This is a genomic window from Dokdonella soli (genome assembly GCF_039523175.1).
Lineage (GTDB): Bacteria > Pseudomonadota > Gammaproteobacteria > Xanthomonadales > Rhodanobacteraceae > Dokdonella_A > Dokdonella_A soli.
Genome location: NZ_BAAAEU010000023.1, coordinates 71351 through 95884 on the forward strand (window position 1 = coordinate 71351; position 24534 = coordinate 95884).

The following is a 24534-nucleotide window of genomic DNA, read 5'->3' on the forward strand; positions in this document are numbered from 1 at the left end:
ATACTTACCGCACGTACCTTGACTGGCATCACAAGTCCCGCCGCATGACCCTATTTCTCCGACTGCTGCGCTATGCGCTGTACCTCGCGCTGGCCGGCGTCCTCCTCGGCGGCATCGCGATCGGTACCGCCTACTGGCTCATCTCGCCCCGGCTGCCTTCCGTCGAGACGCTCAAGGACGTGCGCCTGCAGGTGCCGCTCAGGATCAAGTCCGCCGACGACAAGCTGATTGCAACCTTCGGCGAGACGAAGCGCTCACCGGTGCGCATCCGGGATGTGCCGGAACGCCTGAAGAACGCGTTCCTCGCGGCCGAGGACGCCGACTTCTACACGCACCGCGGCATCGACCTCGGCGGCATCGGGCGCGCGGTCTGGTTGACCGTCACCACTGGCAGCAAGCATGTCGCCGGCGGCAGCACGATCACCCAGCAGGTGGCGCGCATGTTCTTCCTCAGCTCGGAAGTCAGCTACACGCGCAAGCTGTCGGAGATCTTCCTCGCGTTCCGCATCGAGAACGCGCTCAGCAAGGACGAGATCCTCGAGCTCTACCTCAACAAGAGCTTCTTCGGCCATCGTTCCTACGGCATCGCCGCGGCGGCGGAGTTCTACTACGGCAAGACGCTGGACCAGCTGACCCTGCCCGAATGCGCGATGCTGGCGTCGATCCCGAAGTTCCCGTCGACCGGCAACCCGCTCAGTCGCCCGCAGCGCGCGCTCGAGCGCCGCGCCTACGTGCTCGGGCGCATGCTCGACAACCGCTTCATCGACAAGACCGACTACGACGCCGCACTCAAGGCGCCTGATCTCGCGCAGCCACACGAGGCGCCGGTCGAGGTCGACGCACCCTACTTCGCCGAACTGGTGCGCCTCGAGGCGATCGACCGTCTCGGCAACAACGCGCTGACCGACGGCTACGTGGTCAAGACGACGCTCGATTCCGTGCAGCAGGACGCGGCGAACCGCGCACTGCGTAGTGGCCTGTCGACCTACGACCAGCGCCACGGCTGGCGCGGCGCGGAAGCGCATGTCGACCTTGCCGCCGGCGCGACCGCGTCCGACTGGGACAACGCGCTCACCGACTACCGACCGCTCGCCGGGCTGATTCCGGGCCTGGTCACCGAGAGCGACAAGCAGCAGGCACGCGTCCATCTGGCGGACGGCCAGAACATTTCGTTGGATTTCGCATCGGTCGCTTGGGCGCACCCGCGCCTCGACGAAGATCGCCGCGGCGCCGCGCCCAAGAGCATCGACGCAGTGCTCAAGCGCGGCGATATCGTGCGGCTCGTGCAGGACGCCGAAGGCGCCTGGAGACTCTCGCAGATTCCCGCCGCGGAAGCCGCGCTCGTCGCGCTCGATCCCGAGGACGGAGCGGTCGAGAGCATGGTCGGCGGCTTCAGCTTCCTGCGCAGCAAGTTCAACCGCGTGACGCAAAGCGCTCGCTCGCCGGGCTCCGGCTTCAAGCCGTTCCTGTATTCGGCCGCGTTCGACCACGGCTTCACGCCCGCCTCGGTGCTCAACGACGCGCCCGTGCAATTCCCCGACCCGTCCAAGCCCGACGGCGTGTGGACGCCGAAGAACGACGACGACACGTTCCAGGGCCCGATCCGGCTGCGCGAAGCGCTGGTGAAGTCGGTGAACCTCGTGTCGGTGCGCCTGCTCGACGCGATCGGCGTGCGCTATGCCCGCGAGTACATCACGCGCTTTGGTCTGAGCCCGGGCCAGATTCCGGAAAACCTGTCGATGGCGCTGGGCACGGCCAACGTCGCGCCGCTCGCGATGGCACGGGGCTATGCCGTATTCGCCAACGGCGGCTACCTGATCGATCCGTACCTGATCCGCGAGATCGACGACCGCGAAGGCAACGTGGTATATCGCGCCGATCCAGCGATCGCATGCGCGAATTGCGCGGAACGGCAGAACGCTGATGCGTCATCCGCAGCAGCGACTACCGGAGCGGAAAGTACCGCGAGCGCGCTGAGCCCGATCGGCAGCGCGCTCGCCAGCACGGCGGCGCAGACGCCCGGCCAGCCGCATCTCGCCCCGCGCGCGATCGATCCGCGCAACGCTTACCTGGTGACTTCGTTGATGCGCGACGTGATCCGGCGCGGCACCGGCTCCGCCGCGATGGTGCTCAAGCGCAACGATCTGGCAGGCAAGACCGGCTCGACCAATGACCACCGCGACGCCTGGTTCACCGGCTTCGACGCCAAACTCGTCGCGAGCTGCTGGGTCGGCTTCGACGACTTCAGCTCGCTCGGCCGCGGCGAGTTCGGTGCCAAGGCTGCCCTGCCGATCTGGATCGACTTCATGCGCGCCGCGCTGAATGACGTGCCGGAACAGCCGTTCGACATGCCGCCCGGCATCACCAAGGTGCGCATCGATCCGGCCAGCGGCTTGCTGGCCACCGCAGGCGATGCCGGCGCGATTCTCGAGGTCATGAAGGCCGAGGATGCAACCCGGCTCGCTTCGCAGCCGCCACCGACCGACGACAAGAACGGCGAGCAGCGCGAAGCCTACGACGTGTTCTGAGCATGACCGGCCGGCATGACCGCGGCAGCCATGCGGCGACGCGCGCACCGGAGCTGCGGCGGCGCGTCGCGGTCGAGGCCGCGCGCCTGATGACCGAGGGCGGCCTGCGCGACTACCGCCAGGCGAAGCTGAAGGCGGCCGAGCGGCTCGGCATCTTCGACGAACTCAGCCTGCCGAAGAACAGCGAGATCGAGGAGGCACTGCGTGAACACCAGCGCCTGTTCCGCGGCGACGACCAGACACGCACGCTGCGCCGGCTGCGCGAGGTCGCACGCGAGGCGATGCGCTTCTTCTCGGACCACGAGCCGCGCCTCGTCGGCGCGGTGCTCGAAGGTACCGCCGACGCGCATTCGGCGGTCTGCCTGCACCTGTATTCGGACCAGCCGAACAACGTGATCGCGCATCTGCGCGAACACGGCATTCCCTACGAGGAGCAGACCCGGCGCCTGCGCGTGGACCGTGCGAGTGCGCGCGATTTTCCGGTACTGCTGTTCAGTGCCGACGACGCGGCGATCGACATCACGCTGCTGCCATACGATCTGCTGCGCCAGGCGCCGCTCGATCGCATCAGCGAGAAACCGATGCAGCGCGCGTCCTTGGGCGCGCTCGAAATACTGCTCGAAAGCCGGTAGCGGCTAGCCCTCGCGCCCGAATGCAGGCTGTTCCGGCTACCGATTACCGGCTACCGGTTTCCCGTCAGCGTCAGCGCTTAGCGAGTTCGACGTAGTCGCGCTTTACCGCGCCGGTATAGATCTGGCGTGGGCGGCCGATCTTGGTTTCCGGATCGGTGTGCTGCTCGAGCCAGTGTGCGACCCAACCCGCGGTGCGCGCGATCGCGAACATCACGGTGAACATCTCGGTCGGGATCTTCAGCGCCTTGTAGATGATGCCGGAGTAGAAATCGACGTTCGGGTACAGCTTGCGTTCGACGAAGTACGAATCCTTCAGTGCGGCCTGTTCGAGCTCCATCGCCACGTCGAGCAGCGGATCGTTGACGTGCAGGTCGTTCAGCACCTTGTGGCACATCTCGCGGATGATCGTCGCGCGCGGATCGAAGTTCTTGTAGACGCGATGGCCGAAGCCCATCAGGCGGAAGCCGGAGTTCTTGTCCTTCGCCTTCTCCACCGCCTTGCCGACGTTCTTCGCATCGCCGATCTCGCCGAGCATCTTCAGCACGGCTTCGTTGGCGCCACCGTGCGCAGGCCCCCACAACGCGGCGATGCCGGCGGCGACGCAGGCATACGGATTCGCGCCGGTCGAGCCGACCAGGCGCACGGTCGAGGTCGACGCGTTCTGCTCGTGGTCCGCGTGCAGAATGAACAGCAGGTCGAGCGCCTTCGCAGCGACCGGGCTGAGCTCCAACGGCTCGCTCGGCACCTCGAACATCATGTGCAGGAAGCGCGTCACATAGTCGAGGTTGTTGCGCGGATAACGGATCGGCCAGCCGATCGAATAGCGGTACGCGGCCGCGGCAATCGTCGGCATCTTCGCGATCAGGCGGATCGCCGCGAGGCGGCGCTGCTCCGGATCATTCAGGTCCAGCGTGTCGTGATAGAACGCCGACAGCGAGGCAATCGATGCGCACAGGATCGCCATCGGATGTGCGTCGTAGTGGAAGCCGTGCAGGAAGTTCTTCAGGGCCTCATGCATCATCGTGTGATGCGTGACCTCGTCCTCGAACGCCGAGAACTTCGCCTTGTCGGGAAGTTCGCCGTTGATCAGCAGGTAGGCCACCTCGAGGAAGCTCGACTGCTTGGCGAGCTGGTCGATCGGGTAGCCGCGATACAGCAGCACGCCGGCATCGCCATCGATGAACGTGACCGCGCTGCGCGTCGCAGCGGTCGCCATGAAGCCCGGGTCGAACGTGAAGTAGCCGGTTTCCTTGTTGAGCTTGCCGATGTCGATGGCCGGATCGCCGAGCGTACCGGTCACAACCGGAAACGTCGCGCTCTTGTTCGTAGCGGAATCGGTGAGCTGGACGGTTTTATCGGACACGACGAACTCCTGGCTGCGTAGCGCCGCATCGCGCGCAACCGGTGCGAGGCGCTGCGGGCGGATATATCTTTGGTGGACGACCGCGATACTACGATGCGGTCAACGCATGATTATTGCACGGCAACATATGCGTTTGCGGCATGCACGAATCAAGCTGCGATGAGGTCGAGGACGCTCCCGCGGAATGACAAAATGTTCATCCGCCGCGCGGAAACGCAAACGCCGGCCATCGGCCGGCGTTTGGATGACTCGATCGAACTGGACCCCGGATCAGCGTACATCCCTGTACTGTCCGGGGTGAGGTCATCCTGACCTTACTTCGCGTAGCGGCGGCGGAACTTGTCGACGCGACCGGCAGTGTCGACGATCTTCTGCTTGCCGGTGAAGAACGGGTGCGAGTGGCTGGAGATTTCCACCTTGATCAGCGGATATTCCTGGCCGTCCTCCCACTTGATCGTGTCCTTGCTGGACATCGTCGACTGCGTCAGGAACGCGAAATCGCTGGAGATGTCCTGGAACACGACCGGCTTGTAGTTAGGATGGATGTCGGTTTTCATGGGCTCGGTTCCGCTGCTGGGCGGGATAAAAGAGCGGCAGTTTAACCGGCCCTGCCCAGCCCGTGCAAGTCGCCGGACCAAAACCGCGCGAATCAGCACGAATCAGGCGGCGCCCGGCGCGCCGAGCGCCGCCCCGACCATCGCCTCGAAGTGTGTCTGGTCGACATCCAGCACGATGCGCGCATTCACGGGGTGGCCGCAGCGGTCATCCCAGTCGACCACGGTCGCGCCGCGGGTCAGCGCGCCGGCCAGCTCGATGCCGATGTGATGGCGCTCGGCGCGCCGGACGATGCCCGGCTCCAGCGCAACCGCCATGGCCAGCGCGTCGGCCACGACCATGCCGTGGCGCCCATGCGACTGGTTGAACGCGCGTGCCTTGCGCGAAATCGCCGCGTAAAACCTCGCCCGCTCGGTGTCCGCCGCGACCATGCAATCGAAGCGCTCGAACGCGATCGCATGACGGACACAGGCTTCCCAGTCGACCAGATCGAATTCCGGCCAGCCCGAAAACACGACCTGCGCGGCCTCCGGATCGAAGCCGATATTGAACTCGGCCGGCACCAGATGCGTGTTGCCGCGCCCGGTCACGGCGCCGCCCATGATGACCAGCCGCGCGATGCGCGAGGGCAGCTCCGCATCGAGACGCAACGCGAGCGCGAGATTCGTCAGCGGCGCGAGCGCGACCAGCGTGAGACGGCCCGGCCGCTCCCGGGCGAGCCGTACGATCGCGGCCGCCGCGTGCTCATCGGCCGCCCGGCGCGCGGAGCGCAGATAACCGGTATCGCCGAAGCCGTCCGCGCCATGCACGAAGCCGGCATCCGCAGCCGGCAGCACCAACGGTACGGGGCAGCCCGCGAACACCGGCGTGTCGGTCCCGATCACATCGATCAGTCTCAACGCATTGCCGACCGTGTGCGCGAGCCCGACATTGCCGGCTGCGATCGACAGGCCGGCGACCTCGGCGTGCGCGTGGGCCATCAGGATCGCCAGCGCGTCGTCCACGCCAGGGTCGGTGTCGATCAGCAGTTCATGGGCTTGCACGGGAATCCTTCATGCGGGTTTGCGCGCGACCACGACCGCGCGGGGGACGGTCCACGGAATGCGCTGTGTGGGCGTCGTCAGGTCGGCTTCGGCAAAGCCGGCATCGCGCAGGCGAGCGAGGATGTCGCGGCCGTAGTCGCGGAACGCGAGGATGCCGGCGCCATCGCGCAACGGATCGGTGTGATAGACCGGAGGATGCACGTGTTCGAGCGCGCCATCGCGCAGCCGCGCACGTTCGACCGTAAGTTCACCCTCATGCATCGGCACCGTGAATATCGTGACACCGCCTGGCCGCAGCACGCGCACGAGTTCGGCGAACGCTCGTGCGTCGTCGGGCACGTGTTCGAACACTTCGGTGTGAGTGACAAGATCGAAGCTCGCATCGGCGTAACTCAGTCGCTGGACATCCTCGCAGCGGATGCCGTCGCGCAACCCACCCGGCGCGACATCGGCAAAGTACTCCGAGGTCGCGAGGCTGCGCGCGGAGCGGCGCAGGAAGGCCACCAGCGGGCCGCGGGCCGACAGTTCGCACGCGTCGCATTCGCCGAGATGCGTGACCTGATCGCGCAGCGCCCAACCAAGCGCCAGGTGCACTGCCGAGGCCGCGCAACGCGTGCAACGCACGCCGGTTTCCTCGCGCTGCAGGCGCACGAACAGGCTCGGGCCACAATAAGGACAAGGTGCGGCGGCCAGCGCGAACTCGCGCGGCTTCAACAGGGCGATGCCAGCGCGCAGCCGGCTGACCCAGTGTGTCATGAATTCAGGCTCCCGCGTATCGGGCTGCACCGCCAACCCACCGCGCGATCAGGCGTTCGGCAAGATTGGGATGATCGCGCAGCAGGGCTTCGCCAACGCGGTGCACCGATGGTAGCAGGTGCGCATCGCGCGCAAGATCGGCGACGCGGAATTCGAGCTGGCCGGTCTGGCGCGTGCCGAGCAGCTCACCGGGACCGCGCAGTTCGAGATCCTTTTCGGCGATTCGGAAACCGTCGCTGGTTTCGCGCATGACCTCGAGCCGCGCGCGCGCCATCCGCGACAGCGGCGTCTGGTAGAGCAGCACGCAACTCGACGCGGTGCTGCCGCGACCGACTCGTCCGCGCAATTGATGCAGCTGGGCGAGGCCGAGTCGCTCGGCGTTCTCGATCACCATCAGGCTCGCGTTCGGCACGTCGACGCCGACCTCGATCACGGTGGTCGCGACCAGTACGTGGGTTTGACCGGCCTTGAACGCATCCATCGCGGCCTGCTTCTCCTTCGGCTTCAGGCGTCCATGCACGAGGCCGATGCGCAGCTCCGGAAGCGCTGCCGCAAGCTCCGCGAACGCGACCTCGGCGGCCTGTGCTTCCAACTGCTCGGACTCCTCGATCAACGTGCACACCCAGTACGCCTGGCGACCCTCGGCACAGGCTGCACGGATGCGCTCGATGACTTCGCCGCGGCGCGCGTTCGAGATCGCGACGGTCTGCACCGGTGTGCGGCCGGGCGGAAGCTCGTCGATCACGGAGACATCGAGATCGGCGTACGCGGTCATCGCCAGCGTGCGCGGGATCGGCGTCGCGGTCAGCACCAGCTGATGCGGCACGACATCGCCGCTGCGGCCCTTGTCGCGGAGGCTCAGGCGCTGGTGCACGCCGAAGCGATGCTGTTCGTCGATGATCGCGAGACCAAGGCGGCGGAACACGACGCTCTCCTGCATCAGTGCGTGCGTACCGATCACGATCGGCGCGCCCGCCGCGACCGCGGCCAGCGCGGCTTCGCGCGCACGACCGAGCATCTTGCCGGCGAGCCATACCGGCTCGATGCCGAGCGGCTGCAGCCAGGCCCTGAAATTGTTCCAGTGCTGCTCGGCGAGCAGTTCGGTCGGCGCGACCAATGCGGTCTGGGTGCCCGCCTCCGCCGCCGCCAGCGCCGCAAGCGCGGCGACCACGGTCTTGCCGGAACCGACATCGCCCTGAACGAGCCGCAGCATCGGCACCGGCTGCGCAAGATCGCTTTCGACCTCGGCGCCGACGCGCCGCTGCGCGCTGGTCAGCGCATATGGCAGACCCGCACGCAGCGCGGCACGCAGATGACCGTCACCGGCCAGCACCGGCGCGGCATGTCGGCGCATCTGCGCGCGCAGGCGCTTGAGGCTCAGGTGATGCGTCAGCAGTTCCTCGAACGCGAGGCGCTGCTGCGCCGGATGCCGGCCGGCCGCGAGTCCGGTGACATCCGCATCGGCCGGCGGCCGATGCACGGTGAGCAACGCATCACGCAACGAAGCGAACCGCAACGGTGCGCGCAGCGCGTCCGGGATCAACTCCAGCGCTGCATCGTCGGGCAGGCGATCGAGTGAGCGCGCGATCACGCCGGCGAGACGCTTCTGGCCGAGGCCTTCGGTAGTCGGATAGATCGGCGTCAGGCGATCTTCGGTGGCGACACGGGTCTCACCGAGCACGCGTCTGTATTCGGGATGCACCATCTCCGGTCCGTGCGCGCCATGCCGGACCTCTCCATAGCAGACGAAACGCGCACCCGGCACGAACTGCTCGGCCTGCGCGCGATTGAAATGGAAGAATCTCAACGTGAGCGTCGCGCGCGAGTCGTCGCCGACCGCGACGCGCAGTTGCGGCCGGTAGCGGAACCCGCGCTCGACCGCCTCGACGACGCCCTCGACCTGCGCACTCTCACCGATACGCAGCTCGCGGATCGGCGTGATCCGGGTGCGGTCCTCGTAACGCAGCGGCAGGTGGAACCACAAATCCTGCACACGCTCGAGACCGAGCCGCGCGAGCGCCTGCGCCAGCGCCGGCCCGACACCGGCGAGCGCGGTCACGGGCGTGAGGCCGGAATCGGGCGTCGGTACGGCAACACGCTGGCGGACCGCTGGTGGCATCTGCCTAGCGTATCAAGCGCGGCCGCTGTGCGAAGCCCGACCGTTGCAACCCGCATCAGGAAAGCCCGCCACCCACTGGAATCAGATGCGCGGAATTCCGGCGAAAGACCGCATGCCGCGCACGATGATCGAAGCAATCCGCGGGTAGTATTCCGCCGCCCCCTTCGGCCCGGAGCCCGACTTGAACGAATTCGAGTACATCACGGTCCTGCTGTCGATCCTGATTGGCCTGGGCGTGACCCAATTGCTCTCGGGGATCGCACGACTGGTTCGCGATGGCCGCGCGCTTGCGCAGGCGTGGTGGGTCATGGTGCTGGTGGCCACGCTGCTGCTGGCGAATCTCCAGGTCTGGTGGGTGTCGTTCGGCTGGCGACACGTTGCCGACTGGACGTTCTTCTCCTACGTCTCCTTCATGATCCTGCCGGTGCTCCTGTACCTGCTGGCGTATCTGATCCTGCCGGCCGATCTGCACCTCGACGGCGCGGGGCTGGCGCGAACATTCATCGCCAAGCGCAAGCCGTTCTACACGCTCATTGCCCTGGTACCGGTGGCGTCTTTCGTGCAGCAATGGATGCTCGCGCACGCCGCGCCGCAGGCGGATCTGGACACGGGCCTGCGCGTGCTCTGGCTGGTGCTGGCATTGCCGGGATTCCTGTCCGGCCGCGTCGCGGTGCAGGCTGCGCTCGCAGTGACGTATTTCGTCCTGCTGGTCGCCTACATCAGCCTGCTGTTTGCGCGGATGGGGTGATGTCGACCAGCCACGTCGTCATCACAGAGGCCTCAGCGGTCGAGCACCATGATCGCATCGACCTCGACCTCGGCGCCGCGCGGCAGCTCGCGCACGCCGATCGTCGAACGCGCCGGATACGGCTCGCGGAAGTATTCCTTCATCACGCCATTCACCGCAGCAAAGTTTGCGAGATCGGTGAGATAGATGCCGACGCGCGCGATCTGGTCGAACGAACCGCCGGCCGCCTCGCAGACCGCCTGCAGATTGTCGAACACGCGGCGCGCCTGGGTTGCGATGTCGCCCTGCACGAGCTCGCCGCTGACCGGATCGAGCGGCGTCTGGCCGGACAGGTAAACCGTGTTGCCGACTTTCACGGCCTGCGAATAGGGACCGATCGCCGCGGGTGCGCGGTCGCTGTGGATGATGGTGCGGGTCATTGGCTGGGAATCGGGAATGGAGAGCCGCGAATAGTACGGCGAACGGAGCCGCTTTTACGATTCCCGTCTCTCCATTCCCGATTCCCGGCGCTCACACCGGATGCCGGCGCACGGCGGTGACGACCTGCAGCCGGTGCACGCGGCGCATCACGTCGGCGAGGTGCTTGCGGTTCTTGACCTCGATCGTGAACAGCATCGTCGCAGTCATCACGTCGCGTTCCTTGTACTCGACGTTCTCGATGTTCGAGCCCGCTTCCGCGATCGCCGCCGCGACCTGGGCGAGCACGCCGGGCTTGTTCGCGACCTCAATGCGCAGCTCGACCTTGTAGTCGCCCTGCACGTCGGCGTCCCAGGCGATCTCGATGCAGCGTTCCGGCGACTTGCGAAGTTCCGGCACGTTCGGACACTCGACGCGATGCACGACGATGCCCTTGCCGGCCGAGAGATAGCCCATGATCTCGTCGCCCGGCAGCGGATGGCAGCAGTTGCCGAAGCTGAGCACGCCACGTTCAGCGCCGGTGATCAGGATCTTCTCGCTGCTGCGCAGGCGCGTGGCATGTGGATGCTCGCCATGCGCCGTGAGCAGCGCCTGCGCGACCGTATCGGCGACGCGGTTGCCGAGCGCGATATCGGCCAGCAATTCCTCGAGCCGCTTGAACTTCTGCTCGGCCAGGTAGCGGTCGAGCACTTCGTGCGGAATGCTCTCCAGCGACGATTCCACAGCATCGAGCGCACGATCGAGCATGCGGTGACCGAACTCGACCGCGTCCTCGTGCTGCAAGCGCTTCAGGTGGTGACGGATCGCGGTGCGCGCGCGACCGGAGACGACCCAGCCCAGCCACTGCGGACTCGGCGCCGCGGACGGCGCGGTGATGATCTCGACGGTCTGGCCGCTGACCAGCGGCGTGCGCAGCGGCACCAGTTTCTTGTCGGCGCGCGCGGCCACCGCGTGGCCGCCGACATCGGTGTGCACGAAGTAGGCGAAGTCGAGTGCGGTCGCATTGCGCGGCAATGCGAGGATCTGCCCTTTCGGTGTGAACAGGTAGACCTCGTCCGGGAACAGGTCGACCTTGACGTTTTCGATGAACTCCAGCGACGACGGCGTCTGCGTTTCGCGGTCGACGAGGCCCGACACCCATTCGCGCGCCCTCGACTGTGCGCTGTTCGCCGGCGTCGCGTCGGTCTTGTAGACCCAGTGCGCGGCGACGCCGCGCTCGGCGACCGCATTCATGTCCTCGGTGCGGATCTGGATCTCGATCGGTGCGCCGAACGGTCCGAACAGCACCGTGTGCAGGGACTGGTAGCCGTTCGCCTTCGGAATCGCGATGAAGTCGCGGAAGCGGCCATCGAGCGGCTTGTGCAGGCCATGCACCGCACCGAGCGCGTGGTAACAGTGCGGCACGCTGTCGACGATGACGCGGAAGCCGTAGACGTCCATCACCTGCGCGAACGACTTGTGCTCGCTGCGCATCTTCGAATAGATGCTGTACGGCGACTTGATCCGGCTGACCACGCGATGCGGGATCTGCTCGCTCTCGAGGCGTGCATTCAGCGCGACCTCGATGCGCGCCATCGCCTCGCGGCGGTTGCCGAGCACGGAGCGGATGCGCTCCGCGATCACGCGGTGGCGGTCGGGAAACAGCGCGCGGAAACCGAGATCCTGCAGCTCGGCCTTGAAGCGGTTCATGCCGAGGCGCTGCGCGATCGGCGCGTAGATATCCAGCGTCTCGCGCGCAATGCGGCGGCGCGCGTCGGGCTCCATCGCACCCAGCGTGCGCATGTTGTGCAGGCGGTCGGCGAGCTTGATCAGGATCACGCGCAGGTCGCGCGCCATCGCCAGCAGCATCTTGCGGAAGCTTTCCGCGGCCGCCTCCTGGCGGTTGCGGAATCGCACCTTGTCCAGCTTGGTGACGCCGTCGACGAGCTCGATCACGGTCAGACCGAACTCGGCAGTGATCTGCTCCGCGCTGAGCGTGGTGTCCTCGAGCGTGTCGTGCAGGATCGCCGCGATGATCGTCTCGGCATCCATGCCGAGTTCGGCGAGGATGCTGGCGACCGCGACCGGATGGGTGATGTACGGTTCGCCGCTCTTGCGCGTCTGGCCCTCGTGGGCGAGCGCGCCGGTTTCATACGCCTTGCGGACCCGCGTGACCTGTTCGGCGGGCAGGTAGGCCGCGAGTTGGTGCTCGAGCGCCCGCACGTCGGCGGGGGGCTGGCTCACCGCCGGCGCCCGAACCGGCCAGGGCACAGTCGTGGCCATGTCGCCGGCGCAGCCGCTCAGGCTGCCCCGTCAGATCGACACGATTGCCACGTTCGAGCCATCAGAGATCGTCGCCGCCCTTGCCGATATCGTCGTCGACTTCGGCGGCGGCCCATTCCAGCGCCTCGCGCTCGGCGCGCTCGCGCTCCTGCTTGTCGATCTCGTCGATCATGGTCTGGTTGACCTTGCGGTCCGCGATCTCGCGCAGCGCGAGCACGGTCGGCTTGTCATTGTGCCCTTCGATCGCCGCCGTCGCGCCCTTCGCCAGCTGGCGGGCACGCTTGGTGGCCATCAGTACCAACTCGAAGCGGTTGTCGACCACTTCGAGGCAATCTTCCACGGTGATACGTGCCATTCAGGAATCCTCGGACCAAAATTGAAGCCAATTCATGGCTTTAGCGATGCGCCATTGTAACGCCGCGGTTTTGTGCAGTGCAATCACGCGCATCGTGTCTGTACCTGCGCTGCATCGCTGCGCCCCTGCCCGGTGCATGTCGACCCCGATTTCGCGTAGCCTTGCATTGCGGAAAGGGAACACCCAGCTGTGCCGTGGACCGAAGAAGCCACGCACCATCGAGACGATACCCAATGCGATCCAACCTGACTTCCTCCCACCTTCGCGCGGGAGTTCTGACCTTGAGCGTCGCGCTGCTGGCCGGCTGCGCGGTGGCCAAACCGCGCTCCGACGATCCGCTGGAAGATTTCAACCGCAAGATGTACGCGTTCAATGACGCGGCGGACAAGGCGGTGATCCGGCCGGTCGCGGTCGGCTACCGCAAGGTCACGACGAAGAACATGCGCCGCGTGGTCGCGAATTTCTTCGCGAACATCAAGATGCCGATCACGATCATCAACGACATCCTGCAGGTCGAACCGCTTTCGGCTGCGCACAATTCCGGCCGCTTCGTGATCAACTCGACGGTCGGCTTCGTCGGTCTGTTCGATCCGGCCAGCGAGATGGGGCTTCCGCCCGACGAGACCGACTTCGGCGTGACCCTGGCCAAGTGGGGCGTCCCGGAAGGCCCGTACCTGGTGCTGCCGCTGATCGGTTCGACGACACCGCGCGATTTCTGGCGCCTGCCGGTCGACAATTATTTCGATCCGCTCGGCTGGTACGCCAGGGAGCACGACCTGCGCTTCCACGCAGAATACCTGCCTAACACGCTGTACCTGGTCACGCTGCGCTCACGCGGCATCGAGGCCGAGGGCCTGCTCGAGGGCGTCTACGACCCGTATATCTTCTTCCGCGACGCGTACCGGCAGCGTCGTTTGTACGACATCTACAACGGCCAGCCGCCCGCGGAGATCATCGAACAGATGCAGGGCACCAACGACGTGGACGTCGACAAGCTGCTCGATGAGCAGCACGCCTACGAAAAGAAAAAACCCGCCAAGGACGGCGATCACCCCTGAGCGTGGCGGCGCGAAACCGACGCGCCGCCTGCACCTGGCGGATCAGGCGATGCCTAGCAGCGGCTCGGCGTCGCACAGATGCGCCAACGCCCTGAGAGCGTCCGGGACGCCGGTGAACCGCAGCACCACTCGGCCGATGCGCGCGCGTGCCGCCCAGGCCAGCAGGATCGCCAACGTCGCGCTGTCGACGTCCTGCAATCCCGCGATATCGACCACGACCTCGCGCGCCCCGCTTCCGGCCAATTCATTGCCGCGCATCAGCGCCGTGGCCGCTTCGGCGAAGCCGAGCCGGCCGGCAACGCGGACATGACCCGCGTCGACGCGCTCGATGCGCAGCGTCGCTGTCACTGACTGCCCTTCTGGTCGTGCTCCATCGTCTCCAAAGTCTTCTCGCCCCGGGTTTCCAGGCGCGTGATCAACGCATCGAGGCTGGATTTCTGGATCTCCGCGCCGACCTGGTTGCGGTAATTCGTGATGTAGGAGATGCCCTCGATGATCACGTCGTAGGCCTTCCACTCCGCATCCTTGGTCTTGCGGAACGCGTAGTCGACCGCCAGCGTCTTGCCGTCGTCGAGCACGACCTCGGTGCGCACGATCGTGCGCTTGTCGCTCAGCTCGCCCTTGGTCGGCAGCACGCGAACGCGGCCACGCGTGTAGTTGAGCAGGCCTTCCGCATAGCGATGTGCGATCGAGTTGTAGAACGCCTTGGCGAAGCGCGTGCGCTGTTCCGGCGTGGACGTGCGTGCGTACTGGCCGAGCACGAGGATCGACGCGTAGTCGATGTCGAAGCGCGGCAGCAGGATGCCGTCGATGATCTTGATCAGCTTGTCGTGATCGCTCTTGAGTTCGGCCTGGTGACCGTCGATCGCCTTGCCGAGATCGTCGGCAATACTCTGAACGACCTGATCCGGAGTCGCCGTATCGGCGCGCGCTGGCAGGGTCGCGACGACCCCCAACAACAAAGCGAAAGCAAGACCTAGCGTGCGCAACATGAATGACTCCTCAATGCTTGTTGTCGTTGGAGGGGGGATTCGCAGCGGGCTTGGCGGCGGCGTCCTGATCCTTGGCTGGCTGGCCATCTGCAGGCTTCTGCGACGGCGAACCGCTGACCAGGAACTTGCCGATCAAGTCCTCGAGCTGCATCGACGACTGCGTCAGCACGAACTCGTCGCCGTCCTTGAACATGTCCGGCGAGCCGCCCGGCTGAATGCCAACGTACTGGTCGCCCAATAAACCACTGGTGAATATCGCCGCGGACGAATCGTCGGGCACCTCGTTGTAGCGCTTGTCGATCGAGATGTGCACCAGCGCATCGAGCTTGCCCGGATCGAGCGCGATCGACTCGACCGAGCCGATGCGCACGCCGGCCAGCTTGACCGGCGCGCGCAGCTTGAGCTGGCCGATGTTGGTGAAGCGCGCCTTGAGCGTGTAGCTCGGGCCCTGGCTGAAGTTCGCGACCGACGTCGTCTGCGTCGCGAGGTACGCGAGCGCGGCGAAGCCGAGCAGGATGAACAGGCCAGTGCCGATCTGGTAGGAACGTCGTTGGGTCATGGTGCTGTCCTGTTTCGATTTTCCGTAGGAGCGGCTTCAACCGCGATGCATCTTCCCTACGCATGCATGGCAAAGCATCGCGGCTGAAGCCGCTCCTACATCAAGAATGCGGTCATCACGAAATCGAGCGCGAGCACGACGATCGACGAGAACACCACCGTGCGCGTCGTCGCATAGGCCACGCCCTCGCTGGTCGGCGCCGTGGTGTAGCCCTGGAATACCGCGATCAGCGCGACCACCGCACCGAACGCGACGCTCTTCCAGACGCCGTTGACGACGTCCTTCCAGACATCGACGCTCGAGGTCATGTTCGACCAGAACGTGCCGTTGTCGAGGCCGAGCCAGCTGACGCCGACCAGGTGCGCACCGAAGATGCCGAGCGCGTTGAACACGCACGCAAGCAGCGGCATCGCGACGATGCAGGCAATGAAGCGCGGCGCAGCGACGTAGGCGAGCGGATCGACCGCCATCATCTCCATCGCGGAAAGCTGGTCGGTCGCGCGCATCAGGCCGATCTCGGCGGTGATCGAGGTGCCGGCACGTCCAGCGAACAGCAGCGCGGTCACCACCGGCCCGAGCTCGCGGTACAGCGACAGCGACACCACCGTGCCGAGCGCGGCGGTGCCGCCGAAGATCGACAGCACGTAGTACAGCTGCAGGCCGAGCACCATGCCGACGAACAGGCCGCAGGTCATGATGATCACGAGGCTCATCGCGCCGACGAACCAGATCTGGCGGATCGTCTCCTTGAGATGGCGCAGGCTCTTCGGGATCGCGGCCAGGATCTGCAGCAGGAACAGGCCGCAGGCGCCGACCTGGGCCAGGGCATCACCGATCATCGAGGGTTCCTTGCGCACCTGGCTCATGCCTTCGGCCCCGTATGTCGCGAAGCGACACCTTCGTCCCTCGCCCGCGACGCGGGAGAGGGGGGGGCCGTCCGCTCCGCGGACGGGGTGAGGGAGGCCGCGTCGCGGCCACCCGCCGTCTGCGTGCCTGTCGGCGGCGCACTGCTCGGGAAGCCGAGATCGGACGCGTAGTCGCGCGCCGGATACTGGAACGGCACGGGGCCGTCGGCCTCGCCGCCGAAGAACTGCTTTGTCCATGGCGAGTCGTCGCGGGTGAGCTCGGCCGGCGTACCGCGCGCAACGACCTTGCCGGCCGCGATCAGATACACCAGGTCGGCCGCACGCGCGACTGCGGCGAACTCGTGTGCGACCAGGATGCTGGTGATGCCGAGCGTGTCATTCAACATGCGGATCAGCTTGAGCACCTGGTTCAGCGCGATCGGATCGAGGCCGACGAACGGCTCGTCGTAGAGAATCAGCATCGGATCGCGAATCATTGCGCGCGCCAGCGCGACGCGGCGTGCCATGCCACCCGACAACTCGCTCGGCATCAGCTCCGCGGCGCCGCGCAGGCCGACCGCCTGCAGCTTGGTCAGCACGATGTTGCGTACCAGTTCCTCGGGCAGCTTGAGGTGCTGGCGCAGCGGGAACGCGACGTTCTCGAACACGCTGAAGTCGGTCAGCAACGCCGAGTTCTGGAACAGGAAACCGATCTTCTCGCGCAGGTCGAACAACGCATTGCGCGACAGCGTCGGCACGTTCCGGCCGTCGACGCGGATTTCGCCCGCGTCCGCCCTCAGCTGCCCGGTGATATGACGCAGCAGCGTGGTCTTGCCGGTGCCGCTCGGACCCATGATCGCGGTGACCTTGCCGCGCGGGATATCGAGGTCGATGCCGTCGAAGATCGTCTTGCCGTTCAGCACCGTGTGCAAACCACGGATCTGCACGATGGCGGCGTCGGACTGCGATGTCTTGGCGTCGGTCACTCGATGTCGTTCCGTTCTGACGCGCAAGCGGGATGCGCGGCGCGCTACCTTAGCCGATGCCGAGGCGCGGCCGCCAGCAACCGCACCTGGCGTTCAATCGCTCTTCAGCAAGTCATCGACCAACGCCGCGTGGCGCGCCAGTTGCGCGCCGCGACGCAGGCGCTGGCAGGCCACGATCGCACGCAGGTCGGCCAGCGCATCGGCGAACTGGTCATTGACCACGATGTAGTCGAAATCCTGCGCATGCGCGATCTCGTGGCGAGAATCGGCGAGCCGGCGCGCGATTGCCGCCGCGTCGTCGGACGCGCGCGTGCGCAGGCGGCGCTCGAGCTCCGCGCGCGAGGGCGGCAGGACGAACACGCTGACGCAGTCGGGCCGCGCCGCGCGCACCAGGCGCGCGCCCTGCCAGTCGATCTCGAGCAGCACGTCGCGGCCTTCGGCCAGCAGCGGCTCGACCGCGGTGCGTGCGGTGCCCTTGAGATCGCCGTGCACGTTCGCGTACTCATAGAACGCGTCCGCCGCAGCCATCCGTTCGAACACCTCGCGCGAGACGAAATGGTAGTGCCGCCCGTCGACCTCGCCGGGCCGCGGCAGCCGCGAGGTGTACGACACGGACAGGCTGATGCCCGGTTCGCGCTCGAGCAATGCGTTGACCAGGCTGGTCTTGCCCGAGCCCGAAGGCGCCGCAACGATATAAAGCGTTCCTGGAGCCGAGGTCCTGCTCATTCGAGGTTCTGCACCTGTTCGCGCATCTGCTCGATCAGCACCTTGAGTTCGACCGCCGCATTCGTCGTGCGCGGATCGGCGGCTTTCGAGCCGAGCGTGTTCGCCTCGCGGTTGAATTCCTGCATCAGGAAATCGAGGCGGCGGCCGACTGCTTCCTTCAGCCCGAACACGCGGCGTGCCTCGGCGACGTGCGCGGTCAGGCGGTCGAGCTCCTCGTCGACATCGATGCGCTGCAGCTGCAGCACGACTTCCTGCTCGACGCGACCTGGCTCGAGCGGTTGCTTGAGTTCGGCCAGGCGCGTGTCGAAGCGGGCGCGCAATGCGGCGCGGACTTCCGGCAGATGCGTGCGAACTTCGGTGACGATGCGCTCGATCGCATCCAGCCGCTCGCGCATGAATCCGCCAAGGCGCTCGCCCTCGCGCGCACGCGAAGCCACCATGTCCGCCAGCGCCGTGTCGAGCACGCCCAGCGCGGCCTGGCGCAGCGATTCCTGATCAGTGTCGCGATCGAGCAGCACGCCCGGCCAGCCGAGCAACGCGGTGAAATCGACATGCAACTGCGGGAACTTCGCCGCCAGCGCCTGCGCGGTCTCGGCCAGGCGCGTGACCAGCGCCTCGTCGACCGCGATCGCCGACGCATCGGCGACGGCCGGCTTCCAGCGCAACCCCAGATCGACCTTGCCGCGCGACAGCTTCGCTGCAACGCGCTCGCGCACGATCGGTTCCAGCGTGCGCAGTTCCTCGGGCAGGCGCAGCCCGAGTTCGAGATAGCGGTGATTGACCGAGCGCAGCTCGATCGCCAGCGTGCCGTGGCCGGTATCGGCCTCGGCGCTGGCAAAGGCGGTCATGCTACGCAGCATCGGTGTATCCCGGAGGAACGAAAGGGCCGCAATGGTAAACTCCACGGCCCGTTTGCCATAGCACCCGCGTTCATGCCGGATAACACCACGAATTCCGCGCGCCCCTCGGGCCGCGCCGCCGATCAGCTGCGGCCGGTCTCGATCCAGCGCCACTACACACGGCATGCCGAAGGTTCGGTGCTGGTCGCGTTCGGCGATACGCAGGTGCTGTGCACCGCCAGTATTGAGGAAAAGGTGCCGCCGTTCCTGCGCGGCAAGGGCGAGGGCTGGGTCACTGCGGAGTACGGCATGTTGCCCCGCGCGACCGGTACGCGCACGCAGCGCGAGGCCGCGCGCGGTGGTCAGGGCGGCCGCACGATGGAGATCCAGCGCCTGATCGGCCGCTCGCTGCGCGCCTGCATCGACCGCCAGGCGCTCGGCGAGCGCACGATCACGCTCGACTGCGACGTGCTGCAGGCCGATGGCGGCACGCGCACCGCGGCGATCACCGGCGCCTATGTCGCGCTGGTCGACGCGATCCGCTGGCTCAAGAGCCGCAACCTGATCAAGCGCGACCCGATCTTCGGCGCCGTCGCGGCGGTATCGGTCGGCATTTACCAGGGCGTTCCCGTGCTCGACCTCGACTACGCCGAGGATTCCGCCTGCGACACCGACATGAACGTGGTCATGAACGACGGCGGTGGCTTCATCGAACTGCAGGGCACCGCCGAAGGCCATGCGTTCCGGCGCGAGGAGCTGGATGCCTTGCTGGCACTCGCCGGCAAGGGCGTCGCCGAGCTTTGCAATCTACAACGTGAAGCGCTGGCGCGCGCCGCATGAGCCGACGCATCGCGCAGATCGCGTTGCTGGTGCGGGATTACGACGAAGCGATTGCGTGGTTCGCACGTGCGCTCGGCTTCGTCCTGCTTGAAGACAGCGACCACGGCGGCGGCAAGCGCTGGGTGCGCGTCGCACCGGCCGCCGACGCCGCATTCTGCCTGCTGCTGGCGAAGGCGACCACGCCGGAACAGCAGGCCTGCGTCGGCCGCCAGCATGGCGGGCGCGTCGGCTTCTTTTTGCATACGGACGACTTCGCACGCGACCACACATCGCTGGCTGGCGCCGGCGCGCGCTTCGACGGCGAACCACGCCACGAAACCTATGGTACGGTCGTCGTGTTCGAGGACATCTACGGTAACCGTTGGGATCTGATCGGGCCGGCGCAATGAAGCTCGTCCTCGCCAGCAGCAACGCCGGCAAGCTGGTCGAGATGCGCGCAATCCTCGCCGGTCTCGACATCGAGCTGGTCGCGCAACCGGAATTGGGCATCGACGATGCCGACGAGACCGGCTCGACCTTCATCGAGAACGCTCTGATCAAGGCGCGTCATGCCACGCGCGCATCCGGCCTGCCCGCACTCGGCGACGATTCAGGCCTGTGCGTCGACGCGTTGAATGGCGCACCCGGCCTGTACTCGGCGCGCTACGCCGGCGGCCACGGCGACGCCGCGGCGAACATCGCGAAGCTGCTCGATGCCTTGCACGATGTGCCCGAATCGGGGCGCACCGCACATTTCCACTGCGCGATCGTGCTGCTGCGCAACGCCGACGATCCGGCGCCGCTGATCGCGGAAGGCCACTGGCATGGCCGCATCCTCGCCGCGCCGCGCGGCAGCAACGGATTCGGCTACGACCCGGTGTTCTTCGATCCTGCACTGGGCGCCGGCGCGGCGGAATTTGATGCCGCCACCAAGAACCGCGTCAGCCATCGCGGACAGGCGCTGGCGCGGTTGCGCGAGCTGATCGCCCACGCCGCCCCCTCCTCGTAGGAGCGGCTTCAGCCGCGATGCTCTTCGTTCTGATCGAACGCACCAGAAAAGCATCGCGGCTGAAGCCGCTCCTACGGTCACGTCACGATCCTGGACGCCCCACCCGCCGCCAACGCCTACAATCACGTCATGTCACTCGTCACACCACCGCTGTCGCTGTACATCCATATTCCGTGGTGCGTGAAGAAATGCCCGTACTGCGACTTCAACTCGCATGCGCAGAACGGCGCGCTACCGGTCGATGCGTATGTCGACGCGCTGCTCGCCGATCTCGACCGCGATCTGCGCGGCTTGGGCGAAGCGATCATGGGCCGGCCGCTGCGCAGCATCTTTTTCGGGGGCGGCACGCCGAGCCTGTTCGCACCCGACGCGATCGCGCGCATTCTCGACGGCGTCGCCGCGCGCATCGATCTGCCACGCGGCATCGAGGTCACGCTGGAGACCAATCCCGGCACGGTCGAGCATGGCCGTTTCGACGGCTACCTCAAGGCCGGCGTTTCGCGACTCAGCTTCGGCGTGCAGAGCTTCGACGATGCCAAGCTGCGCCGGCTCGGTCGCATCCACTCCGCCGCCGACGCGGAACGTGCGATCAGGGAAGCGCAGGATGCGGGCTACGCGAACTTCAATCTCGACCTGATGTACGCGCTGCCGGAACAGACGCTCGACGGCGCGCTCGCCGACATCGAACGCGCGCTCGCGCTGCTTCCCGCGCATATCTCGCACTATCAACTCACGCTGGAACCGAACACGCTGTTCGCCGCGAAACCGCCGCCGCTGCCGGACGCGGACAGCGCCTGGGACATGCAGGAAGCCTGTCAGCAGCGCCTTGCCGAGGCCGGCTACGCGCAATATGAGGTCTCCGCGTATGCACGCGACGATCGGCGCTCGGCGCACAACCTCAACTACTGGACATTCGGCGACTACCTCGGCATCGGCGCCGGCGCGCACGGCAAGTTCAGCGATGCAGCGAGCGGACGCATCGCGCGCACGACGAAGGTGAAGCTGCCGCGCAGCTATCTCGAACGCGCCGAACGCGATGAAGCGTTCGGTACGAACACCGATGTGGCGCGCGCGGACCTGCCGTTCGAATTCATGATGAACGCGCTGCGCCTCAACGACGGCGTCGCGAGTCCGCTGTTTGCGGAACGCACGGGCCTCGCGATGGACGCGCTCGACGACGGCCTGCGCGTCGCGCGCGAACGCGGCTGGCTGGAACGCGATCCGGCGCGCATCATTCCCACCGAACTCGGCCGCCGCTGGCTCAACGACGTGATCGAGCTGTTCCTGCCGGAGAACGGCTGAGGGAATCGGGAGCAGAAGAAGCCCGTCGTCACCCATCGGCACTCGACCGCCATGCTCGAATCGATCACGCTGACGTGCCCCTATTGCGGCGAGAGTTTCGTCACGACCGTCGACCTCTCGGCCGGCTCGCAGCGCTACATCGAGGACTGCGCCGTGTGCTGCCGGCCGATCGAAGTAACGCTGCGGGTCGATGACGACGGCGAGCTGCTCGGCGTCGATACCGCGACTGATCGCGATTGAGCTTCGCTTGCGGCGCCCCGCCCCCGCCCCTACACTGCGCGCCGCCACAGGTGTCCCGCGCGTTGTCGCGCGGGGTGAAACGGGAAGCCGGTGCGAATGCGGGTTCGATCAACGAATCCGATTCAAGACCGGCGCTGCCCCCGCAACGGTAAGCAAGCCGAACCGGATCAGTTGCCACTGCCGCAGAAGCGGCGGGAAGGCGATTCGGCCGATGTAATGGTGGTTTTGCGCTCATCCCCGAGCGCGAAAAGAAGGTGGTCGTCCGCGACCGCACTTTTCACCAGGCGCATCGCTTGCAAGCCCGGAGACCGGCCTGAGGCTTTCACCGATCGCACTCGAGTCGGCTCCACGAGCCAGGACAGCGAATCGGCGAATCAGCTCCAGGCGTTGCGGCGGGCAACGGGCGGGCAAGGGCGCCCGCCGTCCTTTGCACGACCCTCCTCCGACGCCCTGGCCACGCGGGTGTGCGACAGGAGGGTATGAAATGTTCCGTTATTCCGTTTTGTTCATCGCGGTCTCGGCCGCGCTCGGCGGCGCCGCACACGCCGACGAGGTCGACCTGCAGCCGACCGTGCAGGTCACCGCCTCGCGCGTGGCGGAAACCGTCGACCAGACGCTCGCCGACGTCAGCGTGATCACTCGCCAGGACATCGACACTAGCGTCGCACGCGACGTGCTTGACCTGATGCGCCTCGAAGCCGGAATCGATCTGTACCGCACCGGCGGCCCGGGCCAGCAGACCTCGCTGTTCCTGCGCGGCACGAACTCGAACCAGGTGCTGGTGCTGATCGACGGCGTGCGCACCGCAGCGGCGACCACCGGCGCGTTCGCGTTCGAGCAGTTGCCGCTGGACGCGGTCGAGCGCATCGAGATCGTACGCGGCCCGCGCGCGAGCTACTGGGGTTCGGACGCGATCGGCGGCGTGATCCAGATCTTCACGCGCAAGCTCGAGGGTCCGCGCGTCGCGCTCGGCTATGGCAGCTACCGTGATGCCGAGGGCAGCGCGGGCATCGGCCACTGGGACGGCGCGAACGGCTACAGCGTGCAGGTCGGCGCGCGTCATGTCGGCGGCTTCTCCCCGACCAATCCCGGCATCTGCAACGGACCGAACGATCCGTACTGCCCGTACGACGGGGACGACGATGGCTACCGCAACACGAACCTCGCCGCGCGCGGCGCCTACACGCTCGGCAGCCAGCTGCTGTCGGCCACGCTGTACCGCAGCCAGGGCCAGGTGCAGTTCGACCAAGGTTACTCGAACGTGATCGAGCAGACCGCCGGCCTCAATCTCGAAGGTGAGCTTGGCGCGAACTGGAGCCATCGTCTCGCACTCGGCAACGCGCGCGAGGACCTCAACACGCCGGCGTTTTCGACGCTGTACCTGACCCGACGCAGCAGCCTGCTCTGGCAGAACGAGATCCGCCTAGACGAGAACCAGCGCCTGATCGCCGGCCTCGACCTCGTCCACGAAAAGGGTGAGACACGCGACACCTCCAGCAACACGCCGCGCTATCGCGACAGTCGCGACAACCGCGCGCTGTTCGGTGGCTGGCGCGCAGCGTTCGGCGCGTTCGACAGCGAGCTCTCGGCCCGCCACGACGACAACAGCCAATTCGGCGGCGCGACCACCGGCTCGCTGGCGCTGGGCTGGCGCGTCAACGAACGGCTGCGCGCGTATGCGAGCTTCGGCCAGGGCTTCCGCAGTCCGACCATGAACGAGCTGTACGATCCCGGCTATGGCGGCTATTTCGCCGGCAATCCGAACCTCGCTCCGGAGCGCTCGCACAGCGCCGAACTCGGCCTCGAGTTCTCGCCGACGGCGAATCAGCGCTTCAAGGCGAACCTCTATTCGACGCGCGTGCATGACCTGATCAGCTTCACCGGTCCTCAGAACCGCGCCGAGAACATCGCGAACGCGAAGCTCGACGGCGCCGAGCTGAGCTACCGAGTCAACGCGGGGGCGTGGTCTGCGCGCGCCGCGTACACCTGGGAGGACGCGCGCAACGCGGACACCGACACGCCATTGCTGCGCCGCGCCAAACAGAAGGTATCCGGCACCGTCGAACGCAGCTTCGGCGAGCGCTTCACAGCCGGAGCCGAACTCGTCTACGCGGGCAGGCGCCACGATATCGGCGGCGTCGAGTTGCCGGCTTATGCGATCGTGAACTTGCGCGCGCGCTACACGCTGAGCCCAGCCTGGAGCCTGAGCGCACGTCTGGAGAACCTCGCCGACCGCAACTACGAATTGGTCCACGGCTACAACACGCCGGGGCGTTCCGGCTTCCTGGACATCGTCTGGCAGCCGTAGCGCTGCGCAGCCTCTGTTCGCCCGCTGGACGACGTGCAAGAATCGTCTCCGTCGACCGCACGAGCGGCGGTCG

25 protein-coding genes and 1 riboswitch are annotated in these 24534 nt (G+C 66.6%); of the genes, 10 read left to right on the plus strand and 15 right to left on the minus strand.

Going from position 1 to position 24534, the window contains the following annotated elements; all coding sequences use genetic code 11:
• The first annotated feature begins 44 nt into the window (after positions 1–44).
• Together ABD002_RS13485 and ABD002_RS13490 are read left to right on the plus strand one after the other, a co-directional pair.
• Positions 45–2528, plus strand: coding sequence for a penicillin-binding protein 1A (locus ABD002_RS13485; protein WP_343791956.1), 2484 nt, complete (start codon positions 45–47; stop codon positions 2526–2528).
• A gap of 2 nt (positions 2529–2530) precedes the next feature.
• Positions 2531–3160 carry a hypothetical protein gene (locus tag ABD002_RS13490; protein ID WP_343791958.1) on the plus strand — a complete coding sequence of 210 codons (630 nt, stop codon included), beginning with the start codon at positions 2531–2533 and terminating at the stop codon, positions 3158–3160.
• A gap of 70 nt (positions 3161–3230) precedes the next feature.
• Here the strand turns inward: ABD002_RS13490 and ABD002_RS13495 are convergent, their stop codons facing one another.
• The 5 genes from ABD002_RS13495 to recG all read right to left on the minus strand — a co-directional run bounded on the left by ABD002_RS13495 (position 3231) and on the right by recG (position 8996).
• Entirely contained in the window at positions 3231–4523 is a 1293-nt protein-coding gene (locus ABD002_RS13495; protein ID WP_343791960.1) for a citrate synthase, read from the minus strand.
• A 314-nt stretch (positions 4524–4837) separates the two neighbouring features.
• Positions 4838–5080 (minus strand): type B 50S ribosomal protein L31, encoded by a 243-nt coding sequence (locus ABD002_RS13500; RefSeq protein ID WP_343791962.1) that lies wholly within the window; start codon positions 5078–5080, stop codon positions 4838–4840.
• A gap of 102 nt (positions 5081–5182) precedes the next feature.
• A complete protein-coding gene (locus tag ABD002_RS13505; protein ID WP_343791964.1) occupies positions 5183–6121 on the minus strand; it encodes a nucleoside hydrolase in 939 nt (312 codons plus the stop codon).
• 9 nt (positions 6122–6130) lie between these two features.
• Entirely contained in the window at positions 6131–6877 is a 747-nt protein-coding gene (locus ABD002_RS13510) for a class I SAM-dependent methyltransferase (protein WP_343791966.1), read from the minus strand.
• Positions 6878–6881: 4 nt separating this feature from the next.
• On the minus strand, positions 6882–8996 hold the full coding sequence (recG, locus tag ABD002_RS13515; protein WP_343791968.1) for an ATP-dependent DNA helicase RecG: 2115 nt from the start codon (positions 8994–8996) through the stop codon (positions 6882–6884).
• Positions 8997–9177: 181 nt separating this feature from the next.
• Here recG and ABD002_RS13520 point away from each other — a divergent pair, with 181 nt between their 5' ends.
• Positions 9178–9744 carry a hypothetical protein gene (locus ABD002_RS13520; protein ID WP_343791970.1) on the plus strand — a complete coding sequence of 189 codons (567 nt, stop codon included), beginning with the start codon at positions 9178–9180 and terminating at the stop codon, positions 9742–9744.
• Positions 9745–9776: 32 nt separating this feature from the next.
• On the opposite strand, the gene ABD002_RS13525 is transcribed toward ABD002_RS13520, so the two are convergent.
• The 3 genes from ABD002_RS13525 to rpoZ all read right to left on the minus strand — a co-directional run bounded on the left by ABD002_RS13525 (position 9777) and on the right by rpoZ (position 12778).
• On the minus strand, positions 9777–10163 hold the full coding sequence (locus ABD002_RS13525) for a RidA family protein (RefSeq protein ID WP_343791972.1): 387 nt from the start codon (positions 10161–10163) through the stop codon (positions 9777–9779).
• Between the two features lie 91 nt (positions 10164–10254).
• Positions 10255–12423 carry a RelA/SpoT family protein gene (locus tag ABD002_RS13530; protein ID WP_343791974.1) on the minus strand — a complete coding sequence of 723 codons (2169 nt, stop codon included), beginning with the start codon at positions 12421–12423 and terminating at the stop codon, positions 10255–10257.
• 61 nt (positions 12424–12484) lie between these two features.
• On the minus strand, positions 12485–12778 hold the full coding sequence (gene rpoZ, locus ABD002_RS13535; RefSeq protein WP_343791976.1) for a DNA-directed RNA polymerase subunit omega: 294 nt from the start codon (positions 12776–12778) through the stop codon (positions 12485–12487).
• Positions 12779–13059: 281 nt separating this feature from the next.
• On the opposite strand from rpoZ, the gene ABD002_RS13540 reads away from it, so the two are divergent.
• Entirely contained in the window at positions 13060–13836 is a 777-nt protein-coding gene (locus ABD002_RS13540; protein ID WP_343791978.1) for an MlaA family lipoprotein, read from the plus strand.
• 42 nt (positions 13837–13878) lie between these two features.
• On the opposite strand, the gene ABD002_RS13545 is transcribed toward ABD002_RS13540, so the two are convergent.
• From ABD002_RS13545 to ABD002_RS13575, 7 genes are all read right to left on the minus strand, one after another.
• Entirely contained in the window at positions 13879–14184 is a 306-nt protein-coding gene (locus ABD002_RS13545) for an STAS domain-containing protein (protein ID WP_343791980.1), read from the minus strand.
• Positions 14181–14828, minus strand: a complete 648-nt coding sequence (locus tag ABD002_RS13550) for an MlaC/ttg2D family ABC transporter substrate-binding protein (RefSeq protein WP_343791982.1) — start codon at positions 14826–14828, stop codon at positions 14181–14183. The genes ABD002_RS13545 and ABD002_RS13550 overlap by 4 nt, the downstream gene beginning before the upstream one ends.
• Positions 14829–14838: 10 nt before the next feature.
• Complete coding sequence (gene mlaD, locus ABD002_RS13555; protein ID WP_343791984.1) at positions 14839–15387, minus strand: outer membrane lipid asymmetry maintenance protein MlaD; 549 nt, start codon at positions 15385–15387, stop codon at positions 14839–14841.
• A gap of 95 nt (positions 15388–15482) precedes the next feature.
• Positions 15483–16253 carry a lipid asymmetry maintenance ABC transporter permease subunit MlaE gene (gene mlaE, locus ABD002_RS13560; protein WP_343791986.1) on the minus strand — a complete coding sequence of 257 codons (771 nt, stop codon included), beginning with the start codon at positions 16251–16253 and terminating at the stop codon, positions 15483–15485.
• Positions 16250–17218, minus strand: a complete 969-nt coding sequence (locus tag ABD002_RS13565; protein WP_379989102.1) for an ABC transporter ATP-binding protein — start codon at positions 17216–17218, stop codon at positions 16250–16252. Before ABD002_RS13565 ends, mlaE begins: the two co-directional genes overlap by 4 nt.
• Positions 17219–17311: 93 nt before the next feature.
• On the minus strand, positions 17312–17944 hold the full coding sequence (gene gmk, locus ABD002_RS13570; protein ID WP_343791988.1) for a guanylate kinase: 633 nt from the start codon (positions 17942–17944) through the stop codon (positions 17312–17314).
• The gene (locus ABD002_RS13575; protein WP_343791989.1) at positions 17941–18804 is read right to left on the minus strand and encodes a YicC/YloC family endoribonuclease; all 864 of its coding nucleotides are present in this window, start codon (positions 18802–18804) and stop codon (positions 17941–17943) included. The genes gmk and ABD002_RS13575 overlap by 4 nt, the downstream gene beginning before the upstream one ends.
• A gap of 72 nt (positions 18805–18876) precedes the next feature.
• Between ABD002_RS13575 and rph the strand changes: the two genes are divergently transcribed.
• The 6 genes from rph (at position 18877) to ABD002_RS13605 (ending at position 24461) form a co-directional block, all read left to right on the plus strand.
• Complete coding sequence (gene rph / locus ABD002_RS13580) at positions 18877–19623, plus strand: ribonuclease PH (protein ID WP_343791991.1); 747 nt, start codon at positions 18877–18879, stop codon at positions 19621–19623.
• Positions 19620–20012, plus strand: coding sequence for a VOC family protein (locus ABD002_RS13585; protein WP_343791993.1), 393 nt, complete (start codon positions 19620–19622; stop codon positions 20010–20012). Before rph ends, ABD002_RS13585 begins: the two co-directional genes overlap by 4 nt.
• Entirely contained in the window at positions 20009–20611 is a 603-nt protein-coding gene (rdgB, locus tag ABD002_RS13590) for an RdgB/HAM1 family non-canonical purine NTP pyrophosphatase (protein ID WP_343791995.1), read from the plus strand. Before ABD002_RS13585 ends, rdgB begins: the two co-directional genes overlap by 4 nt.
• A 129-nt stretch (positions 20612–20740) precedes the next feature.
• Positions 20741–21913 carry a radical SAM family heme chaperone HemW gene (gene hemW / locus ABD002_RS13595; RefSeq protein ID WP_343791997.1) on the plus strand — a complete coding sequence of 391 codons (1173 nt, stop codon included), beginning with the start codon at positions 20741–20743 and terminating at the stop codon, positions 21911–21913.
• A 51-nt stretch (positions 21914–21964) separates the two neighbouring features.
• A complete protein-coding gene (locus tag ABD002_RS13600; RefSeq protein ID WP_343791999.1) occupies positions 21965–22153 on the plus strand; it encodes a CPXCG motif-containing cysteine-rich protein in 189 nt (62 codons plus the stop codon).
• A 31-nt stretch (positions 22154–22184) separates the two neighbouring features.
• Positions 22185–22484: riboswitch (cobalamin riboswitch) on the plus strand.
• A 153-nt stretch (positions 22485–22637) separates the two neighbouring features.
• Entirely contained in the window at positions 22638–24461 is a 1824-nt protein-coding gene (locus tag ABD002_RS13605) for a TonB-dependent receptor domain-containing protein (RefSeq protein WP_343792001.1), read from the plus strand.
• Positions 24462–24534: the final 73 nt, after the last annotated feature.